The organism is Cellulophaga sp. RHA_52, from assembly GCF_007827205.1.
GTDB lineage: Bacteria > Bacteroidota > Bacteroidia > Flavobacteriales > Flavobacteriaceae > Cellulophaga > Cellulophaga lytica.
In genome coordinates this window covers 872,936-888,848 of record NZ_VIRZ01000001.1, presented here as the reverse complement: position 1 = coordinate 888,848, position 15,913 = coordinate 872,936, and the positions used below count along the sequence as shown (strand labels likewise).

Sequence of the window (15,913 nt, the reverse complement as noted above, 5' to 3'; positions counted from 1 at the left end):
GCAATTTTAACCTGCAAATAAGTTTTGTTATATAATTGTGCTATCTTGGGCTAAATTTAGCTTATGATATATAAAAATCGTCCTTTTAAAACGATTCTTTTTGGATTTGCTTTTTCTCCAAAATTAGAGATAAATATTTTGGAGACTACCAGAATTGCTCATTTTTTTAAGGCTAAATTAATATTGCTTCATGTAGGTGCTAAAACACCAGAAAAAGAAGCAAAAATTACAACTATCTTAAACCAAACAGCATACAAAAATTTAGATATAGAAGTAAAATGGGAAAAAGGTGATCCTATTACTGTTATTACTACTGCTTGTAAAACTAGCAACATAGATTTGTTAATTATTGGAGCTTTACAAAAAGAAAAAATATATCAATTTTATGTAGGTTCTATTGCGCGTAAATTAACACGTAAAGTTTGCTGTTCTGTACTGCTACTTATTAAGCCTTCTAAAGAACGTATACCCTGTAAAAGCATTGTTGTAAACGGCTTAGATGCGCCAGATACGCCACTTACTATAAATGCTGCTTTTTATATTGCTAACGCACTTGGTGCACCACAGCTAACAATTGTAGAAGAAATTTTGCAAAAAAATATTCAGGTAAGTGTACAGGATGATAAAACACTGAAAAAAGCAAATATTGTTAAAGAGCGATTAAAACACCGAGAAGAACAAAGGGTTAGAGAAATTGTAAAAGATATTCCTGATGCTTGTAAAGAAGGAATAAAAGTAAAAAACCAAGGTATTTTTGGCAAAAGAGGCTACTCTATTGGCCATTATGCAGAAATTGTTAGGGCAGATTTATTGGTAATGAATGCTCCCTCTAAAACAGGAATTTTAGATCGTATTTTTCCGCATGATATAGAATATATTTTATCTGATTTACCAACAGATTTATTTATAATACGTAATCGATTTGACTCCGAAAACAAATAAAACAAAAACGTTTGTAAGCGCACTACCAAAGAATATTTTTTCTGGCTTTGTAGTTTCATTAATAGCATTACCCTTAGGATTAGGTTTGGCACTTGCCAGTGAAGCACCTCCAATTTCTGGTGTTATTGCTGCCATAGTAGGTGGTTTTATAGTTTCTATTTTAGGTGGCTCTAATGTTACAATTACTGGACCAGGTAATGGTATGGTAATTGTTTTATTAAGTGCAATTTATACGTTAGGTGAAGGCAATTTATACCAAGGATATTTATTTACACTTGCTGCTATTATTGTTTCTGGATTTGTTATGATTTTGCTTGGCTTTTTAAAAATGGGCAGATTGGCAGATTTTTTTCCTGCATCTGCTATAGAAGGTATGCTAGCTGCCATTGGTATTGGTATTTTATCTAAACAGTTTCATATTATGTTAGGTAATAATAATGTTAGCGGTAATATTGTTCCATTAGTACTAAAGTTTCCGTCTGCAATACAAAACCTATGGTTAACAACAAATAGTAGTATTTTAGCCGCAGCTGCCATTGGCGTAATTAGTTTGTTAATAATGGTTTTTTATGCCAAAATAAGAAACAAATATTTTCAATTAATACCTGCTCCTATGTGGATAATTGTATTGGTTGTAAGTTTAAGCTATGTATTGGCTGGTATAGGTGTTAATTACCCCTTAACCGAAGATTTTTTAGTAAAAATACCTGCAGATGTTACCTCTAATTTGGCATTCCCAGATTTTTCAAAAGTATACCAACCTAACTTCATTATAGCTGTTTTTTCTATTACCTTAATAGCAAGTATAGAGTCTTTACTTAGTATAAAAGCTGTAGATAAGTTAGATACATTAAATAGGCGCTCTAATGTTAATAGAGATTTAAAGGCTTTAGGTGTAGCCTCTATTGCAAGTGGGTTTTTAGGCGGTATAAATGTTGTAACAGTAATTGCACGTAGCTCTGTAAACGTTAATAACGGGGCAACAAACAGGTCTGCCAATTTCTTTCAGGCATTTTTTTTAACGGCATTTGTACTTCTTTTTCAAGAGCAATTACGTAAAATACCTTTAGCTGCACTTGCAGCTATATTAGTTTATACAGGTTATAAGCTTGCTACACCAAAAACACTTCAAAAAATTGCTAAAATTGGTAAAGAGCAAATAATTATATTTTTAGTTACCCTTTTAACAACACTATTTACAAATTTAATTACAGGTATTAGCGCTGGTATTTTAATAACGTTTATTATACATATTATACTTAACAAAAGTTTTACGCTGTTTTTTAGTAACTTACTAAAACCTAACATACTAATGTATAAAGAGCCAGACGGTGGTAACTTTTATATTAGTGTAAAATACTTTTGTAGCTTTTTAAATTTTTACAAACTAAAAAACAAACTAGATGCCATACCAGAAGATAATATTGTGGTTTTAGATTTTTCTATGTGTAATTTTGTAGATCATACTGTTATGGAAGGTTTAGAGGGCTATGTAGATACCTTTAGTAAAAAAGGGGGTAGCATTGAGCTTATTGGACTAGATAAACATGGTACCGACTCTGCACACCCATTTGCAATACGTAAAATTCTTCCGTTTGCTACAAAATTAACTCCTGTAGAGGGCAACCTTACTAAAAGGCAGTTGTTACTAAAAAATACAGCTTCAAATTTTAAATGGGACTACATACCAGAGAAAAATAAAAATGCAGATTTTTTAACAAATTTTGTTTTCTTTAAAAGTAGAGAAATACGCTATTTTTATAATCAACTTAAAGCAAAAAACAATAAAGTTGCTCTTATGGATGTAGAGTTTACTGAAGGTGCATTTATAGCAAGAGAAGTAATAAAAACAACCGTTTTACACATAAAATTAGATAGAGAAGTACCTGTTTTTACTTTAGATAAAGAAGGTCTTATAAAGTACTTGTATAGCTTAGCTGGCTTTAAAGAGTTAAATATAGAAAATCATCCAGATTTTAATCGTAGGTTTTACCTTAGTGGAGAAAAACCAAAGCAAATACAACAGTTATTTACAGATGAACTTATTCTATTTTTAGAAAGTAATCCTTATTACCACATAGAGTGTAACGGATCTGCTCTACTAATTATTAAAAAAGAACGATTATTAAGTGTACAAGAAGTAAAAGCAATGCTATATTTTGGCAAGCAATTGCATCAAATTTTACAATAATGTTAACATAATTTAGCGCATTATAAACATTTTAGTTTACCTAATTTTGTAAATATGAAGATTTACCCAATAGAAACAGGCAATTTTAAGTTAGATGGTGGTGCAATGTTTGGCGTTGTTCCAAAATCTATTTGGACCAGAACAAACCCAGCAGATGCTAATAATATGATAGATATTGCTGGCCGCTGCTTATTAATAGAAGACGGCAACAGACTTATACTTATAGATACTGGTATGGGTAACAAACAATCTGATAAATTTTTTGGCTACTACTACATGTGGGGAGACCATACTTTAGATAACTCTTTAAAACAATTAGGTTTTAGTAAAGATGATGTCACAGATGTATTTTTAACACATTTACATTTTGACCATTGTGGTGGTTGTGCTGTTTGGAACAAAGATAGAACTGGTTTTGAAGTAGCTTTTAAAAATGCAACATTTTGGACTAATGAAAACCATTGGAACTGGGCAACAAAACCTAATGCACGTGAAAAAGCATCGTTTTTAACAGAAAACTTAATGCCAATGCAACAAAGCGGGCAATTAAAATTTTTAAAACCTAACCAGCATCAATTTGAAGCTGAATCTGAGCTTGGTTTTGGTATTTTTTATGCAGATGGCCATACAGAAAAACAAATGATACCACACATACAATACAAAGGTAAAACACTAGCTTTTATGGCAGATTTATTACCTACAGTTGGCCATATACCACTACCTTATGTTATGGGTTTTGATACTAGACCTTTATTAACATTGTCTGAAAAAGAACTATTTTTAAACACTGCTGCAGATAATAATTATTACTTGGTACTAGAGCATGATGCACACAACCAAGTTTGTACTGTAAAACACACAGAAAAAGGAGTAAGATTAAATGAGACTTTTACCTTTAATGAGCTTTTTAATTAAGCGTATAAATTACGCTCTACACCATTTATAAAGAAATTACTAAATTCATCAAAATAATAAATACACAAATTAAATTAACATAATATGAATATCAGACTATCAAAATCTGTTTTAAGCTTATCAGCTGTAGCCCTAATAATGGCTAGTTGTGGCTCTGCTCCTACCTTGGTTTCTACTCCTGTAGAAAACATAGATGCTTTGCCTTTAAAAGTATCGGAACTTACAGAGCAACAAAAACAAAACTGGGGTCATGCAGATCTTGCTACAGACACTATACCTGGAATGAGTGTAGATAAAGCCTACAAAGAACTTATTGGTAATAAAAAAGGAACCAAAGTTATTGTAGCAGTTATGGATTCTGGAATGGATTTAAACCACGAGGATCTTAAAAATGTTTTATGGACAAATAAAAAAGAAATTCCTGGTAATAACATTGATGATGATAACAATGGTTTTATTGATGATGTTCATGGATATAACTTTTTAGGAGACTCTTATAATGAGCAATTAGAAAGCGCAAGAATTGTAAGGTTAGGTCTTGGTGATGCTGCATTACAAGCAAAAGCTAAGGCAGAAGTAAAAGCAGACTATGCTGAAGCTTTAGCTGGTAAACAAAGATATGAACAAATTTTACAAGCTGTAAAAAATGCAGATGAAGCTGTTAAAAAAGAACTAGGTAAGGATAGCTATACTAAAAAAGATTTAGCTGGTATTACTGCTAAAGACGAAGCTATGCAACGTAACTTAGCAGTGTTAAACCAAATGTATTCTTTTAGTGCTTCTATTCCTGAAGCTATAAAAAGTATTACTGGTGGTATTACATACTTTACAGACCAAGTAAACTACAACTTAAATAAAGATTTTAACGGAAGAAAACCAGTTGGAGACAATCCTTACGATATTACAGATACAAAATATGGTAATGGTAACCCAATGAACACTGTAGATACAGAAAGTCACGGTACACACGTTGCTGGTATTATTGCTGCAGAGCGTAACAATGGTAAAGGTGCTAATGGTGTTGCTAATAATGTAGAGTTAATGAGCATTAGAGCTGTACCAAATGGAGATGAGTATGATAAAGATATTGCCTTAGGTATACGTTATGCTGTAGATAACGGAGCTAAAGTTATAAACGCTAGTTTTGGCAAGGCATACTCTCCTAAAGCAGAATGGGTATATGAAGCTTTAAAATATGCTGCAGAAAATGATGTACTTTTTGTACACGCAGCTGGTAATGATGGTGCTAATTTAGACGATTATGAAAATCACCCTAACTACCCTAATGACCAAATTAAAAATGGTGCAGAATTTGCAGATAACGTAATAACAGTTGGTGCTTTAGCCAACAAATACGGATCTACAATGCTTGCAGATTTCTCTAACTACGGTAAAATAAATGTAGATGTTTTTGCACCAGGAGCAGAAATTTATTCTACTGTACCAGGTAGCAAGTATGAGTTTATGGGTGGTACATCTATGGCTTCACCTGGTGTTGCTGGTGTTGCTGCTGTAATTAGATCTCAGTATCCTAAATTAACTGCTGCACAGGTTAAAAAAATAATCATGCAATCTGGTATTGCAACTAAAACTAAAGTGGTTATTGGTGGAGATCCATCAAACAACAATACATTAGCTAATATATCTACATCGGGTAAAATGGTAAACTTATATAACGCACTTTTATTAGCTGAAAGCGTTTCTAAAGGAAAAGTAAAATTATAATTATGAAAAAATTATTAATAGCAGGGATAGCAGTGTTTACAACATTGCTTTCTCCTTTATCTGCGCAAAATAGTCCGTATTGGCAACAACACGTTGATTATTCTATGGAGATAGATATGAATGTTGAAAACTACCAGTATGATGGAACACAAAAATTGGTATACACAAACAACTCACCAGATGAGCTAACACGTGTGTATTACCATTTGTATTTTAACGCTTTTCAGCCAGGTAGTGAAATGGATGCCCGTTTACATAGCATTTCAGATCCTGATGGAAGAATGACGGATAAAGATAAAAATAGCAGAATTGCTACTTTAAAAGAAGATGAAATTGGCTTTATTAAGGTTTCTTCATTAAAACAAGATGGTGTTCCTGTAAAATACAGTGTAGAAGGTACTGTTTTAGTAGTAGAATTGGCTAAGCCAATTGCTGCTGGTGCTAAAACAACTTTTGATATGGTTTTTAAAGGCCAGGTTCCTGTGCAAATACGTAGATCTGGTCGTAATAGCAAAGACGGTGTGTCTTTATCTATGACGCAGTGGTACCCAAAATTAGCTGAGTATGATTTTGAAGGTTGGCACGCAGACCCATACATTGCCAGAGAATTTCATGGTGTTTGGGGAGATTTTGATGTAAAACTTACAATAGATAAGGATTACGTTGTTGGTGGTACAGGTTATTTACAAAATGCTAATGAAATAGGACACGGTTATGAGGCTCCTGGAACTAAGGTTAAAAAGCAACGTGGTAAAAAATTAACATGGCATTTTAAAGCACCTATGGTACATGATTTTATGTGGGCAGCAGATCCAGATTATATTCATGATACGCTACAAGTAGAAAACGGACCATTATTACACTTTTTATACCAAGGTGATGATGCTGAAATTAAGGCAAACTGGGAAAAAGTACAACCTAAAGCTGCAGAAATGATGCAGTTTTTTAGCAAAAATATTGGTAAATACCCATACAAACAATACTCTATTATACAAGGTGGAGATGGTGGTATGGAGTACGCTATGAGTACATTAATTGCTGGTGGTAAAAAATTCGGTAGCCTTGCAGGTACAACTGCTCATGAAATGGCACACTCTTGGTTTCAACACGTATTAGCAACTAATGAAGCTAAACACGAGTGGATGGATGAAGGATTTACAACATTTATTTCTTCATTGTGTATGAATGAGGTAATGGATCAGAAAAAAGATAACCCTTTTGAAAGATCTTATGGAAGTTATTACTACCTAGTAAAATCTGGAAAAGAGCAACCACAAACTACACACGCAGACCGTTACCATGAAAATATGCCTTATAGCATTGCTGCTTACAGTAAAGGATCTGTGTTTTTATCACAATTAGGCTATATTATTGGTCAAGAAAACTTAATGAAAACAGTACGTAAATACTATGAAGATTTTAAGTTTAAGCACCCAACACCTAATGATATTAAAAGAACAGCAGAAAAGGTATCTGGTATGGAGCTAGACTGGTATTTAACAGACTGGACACAAACAACTAATACAATAGATTACGGTATTAAAGAAATTACAGAATCTAATAACAGCTCTACAGTAGCTTTAGAAAGAATTGGTTTAATGCCAATGCCTTTAGATATTTTAGTTGTTTATGCAGATGGTACTAAAGAAACATTTTATGCTCCTTTGCGTATGATGCGTGGTGAAAAAGAAAACCCATATACAGATTTAAAAAGAACTGTATTGCCAGATTGGCCTTGGGCAAACTCTAACTACAGCTTTACTATTAACAAACCAAAAGCAAGTATTAAAGCAATTGTTATAGACCCATCTAACCTTATGGCAGATATAAATAAAGAAAATAACGTTTATCAGGCAGAGTAAAATCTTCCTTTTAAATACCAATAAAAATCCGTTTAGAGCTTTGCTTTAAACGGATTTTTATTTTCTAACCTAACTATTAATAAACCAATAAGACTTATAAATAATAACTTTATAATACCTTTGCTCTTTAGTAAAGATGTGCAGTTGCGTTAAACACTCATTTTTATCAAACTAAATAATTAATACATTTTTAATGTCTACCCAAAAACAACAAAATACTCCTAATTTTAAGTTTCCTACCAAGGAAAAATTAAAAAGCAGAAAGTTAATAGGAGAATTGTTTGCAGACGGCAAAAGTGTATCTAGCTACCCAGTAAAACTAATTTACTTGCCTTGCAGCTTACAAAATACACCCTTAAAAGTAGGTGTTTCTGTACCTAAACGTAATTTTAAAAGTGCTGTAGACCGTAATAGAATTAAAAGATTATTACGAGAAGGTTACAGACTTAACAAACACGTAATTTTTAACAACATAGATAAAGATTTTGCGTTACTATTTTTATACCTTGGTAAAAAGATGCCAGATTACGCTGAAATAGAGAAATCTGTTGCAGAGGTGCTTGCCAAATTTTATAAGAAAGTAAACAATGAAGAACGTATTTAAAAAAAGAATAATAATTCCGGTTTTTGCCGTTTTTATTTTAATAGGAGCCAGCAGTTTTAAAGGCGATTTTTTTGAAATAGCAAAACAAATTGAAATTTTTACTACGCTCTTTAAAGAGTTAAATATGAATTATGTGGATGAAACCAATCCTGCAGAATTAATGGATAATGCCATTAAAAATATGCTAAATGGTTTAGATCCTTATACTCGTTTTTTAAATGAACAAGATGTAGAAGCTTACCGTATTAATAATGCTGGTAAATACTCTGGTATTGGTGCTACTGTACGTACTTACAAAGATAAAATGCTAATTATAGAAGCCTATAAAGACCTACCTGCAGATAAGGCTGGTTTAAAGGCTGGTGACGAGATTATTAAAATTGGCGATACAGATGTTGCAACTTTTAAAGATGATGCAACAGAACTTCTTAAAGGTGCTAGTAACACCGGTGTTAGTGTTGTTTATAAAAGACAAGGTAAAACAAACACTACAACTATTAACAGAGAAGATATAGAAGTAGATGCTGTGCCATTTTACAAAATGGTAGATGAAACTACGGGTTACATTGTTTTAACCAAATTTAACCAAAAGGCATCTTCACAAACAAAAGAAGCTTTAGTAAACCTAAAAAATGAAGGTGCTAAAAAAATTATACTAGATTTAAGAGGAAATCCAGGTGGTTTATTGTCTGAAGCTATAAATGTTACCAATTTATTTGTTCCTAGAGGAGAACTTATTGTAACCACAAAATCTAAGGTTAAAAAGTTTAATAAAACATACAAAACTAGAAATGCTCCGGTAGATACAGAAATACCTTTGGTAGTACTTGTAAATGGTTCTAGCGCATCTGCTAGTGAAATTGTTTCGGGTAGTTTACAAGATTTAGACAGGGCTGTAATTGTTGGCGCTCGTAGTTTTGGTAAAGGTTTGGTACAAAGGCCTCTTAAGCTTACGTATGGTACGCAATTAAAAGTTACCATTTCTAGATACTATACTCCTAGCGGAAGATGTATACAATCATTAGATTATTGGCATAGAGATGAAAACGGTAAAGCCGTAAAAAATACTAAGTTTAATGAATTTAAAACCAAAAACGGACGTAAAGTACAAGATGGTGGTGGTGTTTTACCAGAAATACAAATTGCTGCTGCTAAAACAAACTCTTTAACAAAAGCACTTATTGTTAACAATGTTATTTTTGATTTTGCTACAAACTACTACTACAATAATAAAGTAAATAGTATTGCAGATTTTAATTTAACTGATGCAGATTTTGCAAATTTTAAAGAGCACGTAAACGCCTCTAATTTTTCATTTGAAACCGATACAGAAAAAGCATTAACGGCTGCTATAAATAGTAATGACAACGCCATTTTTGGTGAAGAAATTCAGGATAAATATAAAAGTCTTTTAGTAGATATCAATAAAAATAAAATTAAAGCTTTAGATAAGTACAAAGCACAAATTGTAAAAAATATTGAAGACGAAATTGTAAAACGTTATTTTTACAGAGATGGTTTGTATGAGTATTACTTATCTCATGACGATGCTATTTTAACAGCAACAGAATTGCTTAATAACGCTACTAAATACAATGATTATTTAAAGTAGAATACTTAATTTAACTATGTCTGCATACCAAAAAATGGCCAGTATTGGTCAAAAACTATTTTCTAAACACATTTTGTTTAAATACGGATTTAATTATTCGCCTATGTACAAAAGAAGTACTGGTAAAATAATTGAAATTACTAAAGATTTGCTACACGTTAAAGTGAAAATTCCTATTAGTTGGAAAAACAGAAATTATGTAAATTCTATTTTTGGGGGTAGTTTGTTTTCTGCTGTAGACCCAATACCTATGATACAGTTGTTGTATTTAATTGGGGATGATTATGTGGTTTGGGATAAAGCTGCAGATATACGATTTAAAAAGCCTGCCAAACAAAATGTTTATGCAGATTTTAGATATACTGAAGAAGAACTACAAGATATTAAAAACCGCATTGCCACAGAAAACGAAATTGAGGTTAAAAAAACTACCGAAATTAAAAGCGAAGATGGTACTACTACCTTTTGCGTGGTACATAAAACCATTTATGTAGCCAACAAAGAGTTTTACAAGCAAAAAATGAAAAATAGAAAGAAACAAAAGGCGTAACATTTGTTTATATAAATAAAAAAGAGACCTAAAATATAGTTATTTTAGGTCTCTTTTTTTGGTGTTTTCTACACACTTTACTCTATAAAAAGTGCTGCATTTTTAAGTTCTAAAATGGCTTCTGTATTTTGGTGTAACATGCGGTTACTTTGTAAATATCTGTTTAAATTAAACTCATCAAAATTAGTAGCGTTTTTATCTATACTACTAATATGTACACGGCCAGAAGAATGTATAAATTGGTTGTTGCCAATCCACATACCAACATGTACTACTCTTTGTTTGGTAGAATCTGTTGCTGGTCTTCCAAAAAACAATAAATCACCAACTGCTAGCTTACTAAAATCTTTATCTTTATCTACTACTGTACCTGCGTTTACTTGTTGTGATGCATCTCTTGGTAACACCATACCATTTAAAAAGTATATTGTTTTGGTAAAACCGCTACAATCTACTCCTTTACTAGATGTGCCTCCCCATAAATACGGCAAACCCATTAATTGTTTAGATGTTGCTACTAAAGATTCTTGTGTTGGGTTTAATGCTCCCAACCAACTATTATACGTTTGTGCTTCATCTTTTTTAACAAAAGCAATTCTACCATCTGGGTATTTAACTTGGTAAAATAGACCTTTATCAGCAACCAATTCTAAAATACTACCAGCTACTAAATCTGAAACAGTTTCTTGACCTGTTGTTGATGTATAAGAAAAACCTGTAATATTAGTGTATATTATTTTTTCAGTTGCTTTCCAGGTTTTAAAATCATCATTTTTTAAAATTTCTATACCACCTTTATCTACCCAAGCCAAATAATTGTCTGGTGTTTGTATAAGATACCAATCGCCATCATTTTTATACACTTTTACTGGTGTACCTAAAGTTGCTTGTGTAGCAAGTTCTTGTGAGTGTCCTGCTTTACTTCTTAAATTGGCAACAGAAATTTTTACAATAGCCCAATTGCTATTTTTAAATTCTGCTGTTGGTAGTAATTGTATACTGTCTGTATATTCAATTTTAGCCTCATTTAGCTTTGTTTTAAGCTCGTTTACAGCTTTTGGTAGGTTGGTTTCACCTGTTAGTACATATTGTTTGTCTGCAGCTTTAGAATCAATATTAAAAAGAGCTACACGCTTATCTGGTGCATACTCTTGTTTTACTTGGTTTACATATTCTAAAACAGGGTTTTCTGCTTCTGTAACTACTTCATTTTTACAACTACCTAAAACCATTAATAATGTAAGGGCTATAAATGGTATTTTAGAATTGATTTTCTTCATCATTATAAACGTATTTATTTGGATGAGTGAAATTATGAAAATTTTATTTTAATGTAGACAAAATGAACATTGTAATGTTAATAATTACGTTAAAGTACTGTTAATCAGTATATAAATTAGGAAATTAAAGTTTATTTTATTATGTTGATAACTATGATAGAGACAGATAAAATTGAAAATACAGCGTTTATAAAAAAATCAATTGGCTATTTAGAATCTAGAGGGTTTACTAATATTAAAGCTGATGTAACTGATTGTGAAATTCCTAAGTCATACATTAGAAAAAGTACTGGCGATAAGGTAACACCAGATATTGTTGCTATGAAAAATGGAAGAAAGTATTTTTTTGAAATAAGTTTAAAGTCTGATAAACCTAAACTTTTAAAATCTAAATGGCTGTTTTTAGACACTTTAAGTAGAATGAATTCTAACAGATTTAGAATTATTACCACTAAGGGACATTTTAAATTTACAGATACAATGTTAGAAGATATAAACCTTACCAATAAAACACCTATAAAAATTTAGTGTTTGTACATTACCATATGTGGTATACCATCTTCCAAATATTCTTCACCGTCTTCTTTAAAGCCTAAATTATTATAGAATTTTAAAAGATATTTTTGAGCAGATATTTTTATGGTAGTTTGTTGTAAATGTTCTTTTACAGCAGCTATAGATGCTTCCATAATACTATAACCGTATTTATGTTGCCTTTCAGATTTTTTAACTACTACCCTACCAATACTAGCCTCTTTAAAATAATCTCCGGGTTTAAAAATACGTGTATAAGCTACTAATTTATCATTTTTAAATCCTAAAACGTGTAGGGCATTAAAATCTTTACCATCTATATCTTGGTAAACGCAATTTTGTTCTACAACAAAAATCTCTGATCTAAGTTGTAGAACTGCGTATAAGTCTTTTGTAGTAAGCTCATTAAAGCTTTTAACACATACAATCATTTATTGTATTATTTGCAAGCTATTTTTTCTACTCTGTTTTGATGTCTTCCACCAGCAAATTCTGTATCTAAAAACGTATTTACCATTTCTAATGCTTGTGGTAAAGAAACAAAACGTGCAGGTATACTTAATATATTAGCATTGTTATGCTCACGTGTTAAAGAAACAATTTCTTTAGTCCAGCATAAACCAGCTCTAACATTTTGGTATTTATTGGCTGTCATAGACACACCATTACCACTACCACATATAAGGATACCAAAATCTACTTTTTTTGTATCTACATCTGCTGCAACTGGGTGCACAAAATCTGGGTAGTCTACACTATCATTACTATCTGTACCGTAGTTAGTTACTTCTATACCTTTAGATTTTAAAAGTTCTAATACCGCAAATTTATACTCTGTACCGGCGTGGTCATTACCTATAGCTATATGCATTATATTGTTTTTTGTAGTTTTACATTACAAAAGTACAAATACCATTGTATATCCTATTCTAAAATTGTTAATAAATACAAACCCCCATTTTTACATACATTTTTGATAGTATCACATACAACTAACAAGTTGTTCACAACACTTTAATAACTATACAAAACATAAATTTTGTTTTTCGTAAAAATTGTTGCATTATAGCTTAGAATTTCTTCAACCAAATCTATTTTTTACTTTTTAGATAAAAGATATTAAGACTATTGTTAATAATGTAAACAATTTTTTAGCCATAAATTATTAAAAATTTGTTGTTAATAGAAGTTGTTAATAACCGTTAATAATTATGGTAATAGATTGATTTCTAAATAAAAAGTTAAATATAAAGACTTAATAACTTTACAATAAATTTACATTACTGTTCAACACAAGAAATATTACATAATTTTATTGTAGATATTAACACACTATTATAATCACCATTTTTTTTAAAAATTTAATAAAAGAAAAATAGTATATTATATATATGTTTATAACAACGTTTTCTTTACTAAAAAATTAAGAAACTGTTTAATTAAGATAAGAGTAGATTATAATTTGTAATTTACCAGAAATAAATAAAATGAATGACTAAGAAAAAAAAAGGACCTAAAAACCAAGACCGTAATCTTATTACTAAAGGTATATTTACGGTATTAGAAAAAGATCCTAATGCTAGTTATAACTACAAGCAAATTGCTGCTAAATTAGGAATAACAGATGCAAATAAGAGAAATGTACTAGTAAAGAGATTAGTACAATTAAAAGAGAAAAAAAGAATTATAGAAGAAAGTAGAGGCAAATATAAAGCTGTAGCTAGGGATACTAAAACTTACCATACAGGTAAAGTAGATATTACTAGTAAAGGAAATGCCTATATAGTTATAGAAGGTTTAGAAGATGATGTATTTATCTCTAGCAATAAATTAAAAAAAGCTTTTCATAGAGATATTGTAGAAGTTTATATTTTTCCTAGAAGAAAAGGAAGAAAATTAGAAGGTGAAATCACTAAAATTATAGAAAGAGACAAAACTAACTTTGTTGGTATTGTACAATTGCAAAAGAATTACGCTTTTGTAACAGCTACAGATTTTAGAATGTATACAGATTTCTTTATTCCTAAGGATAAAGTTAATAATGCTAAAGATGGTGATAAAGTCATTGTAAAAATGAAAGATTGGCCAGATGATGCAGACTCACCTTACGGAGAAATTGTAGAAGTACTTGGTAAACCAGGAGAACATAATACAGAAATACATTCAATTTTAGCAGAATACGGATTGCCTTATGATTTTCCGTTAGAAGTAGAAAATTATGCTAATAAAATTGATACATCTATAAAAGCAGATGAAATTGCAAAACGTAGAGATATGCGAGATACGCTTACCTTTACTATAGATCCTAAAGATGCAAAGGATTTTGATGATGCATTGTCTTTTGTAAAATTAGAAAATGGTAATTATGAAATAGGAGTTCATATTGCAGATGTATCTCATTACTTACAACCAGACACTATTTTAGATGATGAGGCCTATGACAGGGCTACATCTGTATATTTAGTAGACCGTGTTGTACCAATGTTACCAGAAGTTTTATCTAACAATGCTTGTTCTTTAAGACCAAATGAAGAAAAATATACATTCTCTGCAGTTTTTGAGATTAATGAAAAAGCAGAACTTATTAACCAATGGTTTGGTAGAACTGTAATAAACTCTAATGAACGTTTTGCTTATGAAGAAGCACAACATATAATAGAAACTGGTGAAAATACCATTCCAGAGGCTATTTCTATTAGAGAAAACGGAGCTTATAGTGTTAGTAATGAAATTGTTGATGCTACACTAACATTAGATAAATTAGCAAAAATTATGCGTGATAAACGTATGAATGCTGGAGCTATTTCTTTTGATAAAGTAGAAGTTAGGTTTAGTTTAGATGAAGACGCAAATCCAACTGGTGTTTACTTTAAAGAGTCTAAAGATGCCAATAAACTTATTGAAGAGTTTATGTTACTAGCAAACAGAAAAGTAGCTGAGTTTATAGGAAAACAAAAACCAGAAAAAACTTTTATATATAGAGTTCATGATGAGCCAAACGAAGAAAAATTAGCCAATTTAAATGGCATCATTTCTAGGTTTGGTCATAAACTAGATTTTAAAAGTAAAAAAACTATAAGTAGTTCTTTAAACCAATTGTTAGAAGATGTAAAAGGTAAAAAAGAACAAAACTTAGTAGATACGCTTGCTATACGTAGTATGAGTAAAGCTATTTATACCACAGATAATATAGGACATTACGGTTTGGCTTTTAATTACTATTCTCATTTTACCTCTCCAATACGTAGGTATCCAGATGTTATGGTTCACCGTTTATTACAACATTATTTAGATGGTGGAGCAAGTGCAAAACAAGAAATTTATGAAGAAAAATGTAAGCATTCTTCAGATATGGAAGGTTTGGCAGCAAGTGCAGAAAGAGATTCTATAAAATACATGCAAATTAAATTTATGGATGATCATAAAGATTTAGAATTTGTAGGTGTAATATCTGGTGTAACAGAATGGGGCATTTATGTAGAAATTATAGATAATAAATGCGAGGGTATGGTGCGTATAAGAGATATTAAAGACGATTACTATACTTTTGATGAAAAAAGCTATTCTATAGTAGGGCAACGTACAAACAACAGCTACCAGTTAGGAGAGCAAGTTGTAGTAATGGTTAAAAGCACAGATTTAGTAAAAAGACATTTAGATTTTTCATTACTTAGAAAGGCAGAATAAAGTATTTTTGG

Annotated in this window: 13 protein-coding genes; 10 read left to right on the top strand and 3 right to left on the bottom strand. The window is 31.1% G+C overall.

All coding sequences use genetic code 11. The features are described 5' to 3' along the window. Positions 1–63 precede the first annotated feature (63 nt). From JM80_RS03910 to JM80_RS03875, 8 genes are all read left to right on the top strand, one after another. The gene (locus JM80_RS03910) at positions 64–942 is read left to right on the top strand and encodes a universal stress protein (protein ID WP_013620874.1); all 879 of its coding nucleotides are present in this window, start codon (positions 64–66) and stop codon (positions 940–942) included. Beyond that, positions 923–3,133 (top strand): SulP family inorganic anion transporter, encoded by a 2,211-nt coding sequence (locus JM80_RS03905; RefSeq protein WP_144709279.1) that lies wholly within the window; start codon positions 923–925, stop codon positions 3,131–3,133. Before JM80_RS03910 ends, JM80_RS03905 begins: the two co-directional genes overlap by 20 nt. A gap of 54 nt (positions 3,134–3,187) precedes the next feature. Continuing rightward, positions 3,188–4,048 carry an MBL fold metallo-hydrolase gene (locus tag JM80_RS03900; protein WP_144709278.1) on the top strand — a complete coding sequence of 287 codons (861 nt, stop codon included), beginning with the start codon at positions 3,188–3,190 and terminating at the stop codon, positions 4,046–4,048. 84 nt (positions 4,049–4,132) lie between these two features. After that, a complete protein-coding gene (locus JM80_RS03895; RefSeq protein ID WP_144709277.1) occupies positions 4,133–5,773 on the top strand; it encodes a S8 family peptidase in 1,641 nt (546 codons plus the stop codon). A gap of 2 nt (positions 5,774–5,775) precedes the next feature. Beyond that, positions 5,776–7,635: a M1 family metallopeptidase gene (locus JM80_RS03890; protein WP_013620878.1), complete on the top strand. Its 1,860-nt coding sequence runs from the start codon at positions 5,776–5,778 to the stop codon at positions 7,633–7,635. 193 nt (positions 7,636–7,828) lie between these two features. Further along, on the top strand, positions 7,829–8,239 hold the full coding sequence (gene rnpA, locus JM80_RS03885) for a ribonuclease P protein component (protein WP_013620879.1): 411 nt from the start codon (positions 7,829–7,831) through the stop codon (positions 8,237–8,239). Then, a complete protein-coding gene (locus JM80_RS03880) occupies positions 8,223–9,851 on the top strand; it encodes a S41 family peptidase (RefSeq protein ID WP_038505404.1) in 1,629 nt (542 codons plus the stop codon). Before rnpA ends, JM80_RS03880 begins: the two co-directional genes overlap by 17 nt. A gap of 16 nt (positions 9,852–9,867) precedes the next feature. After that, complete coding sequence (locus JM80_RS03875; protein WP_255436623.1) at positions 9,868–10,401, top strand: DUF4442 domain-containing protein; 534 nt, start codon at positions 9,868–9,870, stop codon at positions 10,399–10,401. A 77-nt stretch (positions 10,402–10,478) separates the two neighbouring features. Here the strand turns inward: JM80_RS03875 and JM80_RS03870 are convergent, their stop codons facing one another. Then, positions 10,479–11,684: an SH3 domain-containing C40 family peptidase gene (locus tag JM80_RS03870; protein ID WP_144709276.1), complete on the bottom strand. Its 1,206-nt coding sequence runs from the start codon at positions 11,682–11,684 to the stop codon at positions 10,479–10,481. 150 nt (positions 11,685–11,834) lie between these two features. On the opposite strand from JM80_RS03870, the gene JM80_RS03865 reads away from it, so the two are divergent. Beyond that, on the top strand, positions 11,835–12,209 hold the full coding sequence (locus JM80_RS03865; protein WP_034644296.1) for a hypothetical protein: 375 nt from the start codon (positions 11,835–11,837) through the stop codon (positions 12,207–12,209). Here the strand turns inward: JM80_RS03865 and JM80_RS03860 are convergent. Continuing rightward, positions 12,206–12,646, bottom strand: coding sequence for a GNAT family N-acetyltransferase (locus JM80_RS03860; RefSeq protein WP_013620885.1), 441 nt, complete (start codon positions 12,644–12,646; stop codon positions 12,206–12,208). The genes JM80_RS03865 and JM80_RS03860 overlap by 4 nt on opposite strands. Positions 12,647–12,654: 8 nt before the next feature. Then, a complete protein-coding gene (gene rpiB / locus JM80_RS03855; protein ID WP_013620886.1) occupies positions 12,655–13,086 on the bottom strand; it encodes a ribose 5-phosphate isomerase B in 432 nt (143 codons plus the stop codon). A 620-nt stretch (positions 13,087–13,706) separates the two neighbouring features. Between rpiB and rnr the strand changes: the two genes are divergently transcribed. Next, positions 13,707–15,902 carry a ribonuclease R gene (gene rnr / locus JM80_RS03850; RefSeq protein ID WP_144709275.1) on the top strand — a complete coding sequence of 732 codons (2,196 nt, stop codon included), beginning with the start codon at positions 13,707–13,709 and terminating at the stop codon, positions 15,900–15,902. Positions 15,903–15,913: the final 11 nt, after the last annotated feature.

What these genes read in the sequence shown, in the direction of transcription:
- rnr (WP_144709275.1), top strand. Translation starts at nt 13,707, where the DNA reads ATGACTAAGAAAAAAAAAGGACCTAAAAACCAAGACCGTAATCTTATT.
- JM80_RS03895 (WP_144709277.1), top strand. Translation starts at nt 4,133, where the DNA reads ATGAATATCAGACTATCAAAATCTGTTTTAAGCTTATCAGCTGTAGCC.
- JM80_RS03860 (WP_013620885.1), bottom strand. Translation starts at nt 12,646, where the DNA reads ATGATTGTATGTGTTAAAAGCTTTAATGAGCTTACTACAAAAGACTTA.
- JM80_RS03910 (WP_013620874.1), top strand. Translation starts at nt 64, where the DNA reads ATGATATATAAAAATCGTCCTTTTAAAACGATTCTTTTTGGATTTGCT.
- JM80_RS03880 (WP_038505404.1), top strand. Translation starts at nt 8,223, where the DNA reads ATGAAGAACGTATTTAAAAAAAGAATAATAATTCCGGTTTTTGCCGTT.
- rnpA (WP_013620879.1), top strand. Translation starts at nt 7,829, where the DNA reads ATGTCTACCCAAAAACAACAAAATACTCCTAATTTTAAGTTTCCTACC.
- JM80_RS03870 (WP_144709276.1), bottom strand. Translation starts at nt 11,684, where the DNA reads ATGATGAAGAAAATCAATTCTAAAATACCATTTATAGCCCTTACATTA.
- rpiB (WP_013620886.1), bottom strand. Translation starts at nt 13,086, where the DNA reads ATGCATATAGCTATAGGTAATGACCACGCCGGTACAGAGTATAAATTT.
- JM80_RS03875 (WP_255436623.1), top strand. Translation starts at nt 9,868, where the DNA reads ATGTCTGCATACCAAAAAATGGCCAGTATTGGTCAAAAACTATTTTCT.
- JM80_RS03900 (WP_144709278.1), top strand. Translation starts at nt 3,188, where the DNA reads ATGAAGATTTACCCAATAGAAACAGGCAATTTTAAGTTAGATGGTGGT.
- JM80_RS03865 (WP_034644296.1), top strand. Translation starts at nt 11,835, where the DNA reads ATGATAGAGACAGATAAAATTGAAAATACAGCGTTTATAAAAAAATCA.
- JM80_RS03890 (WP_013620878.1), top strand. Translation starts at nt 5,776, where the DNA reads ATGAAAAAATTATTAATAGCAGGGATAGCAGTGTTTACAACATTGCTT.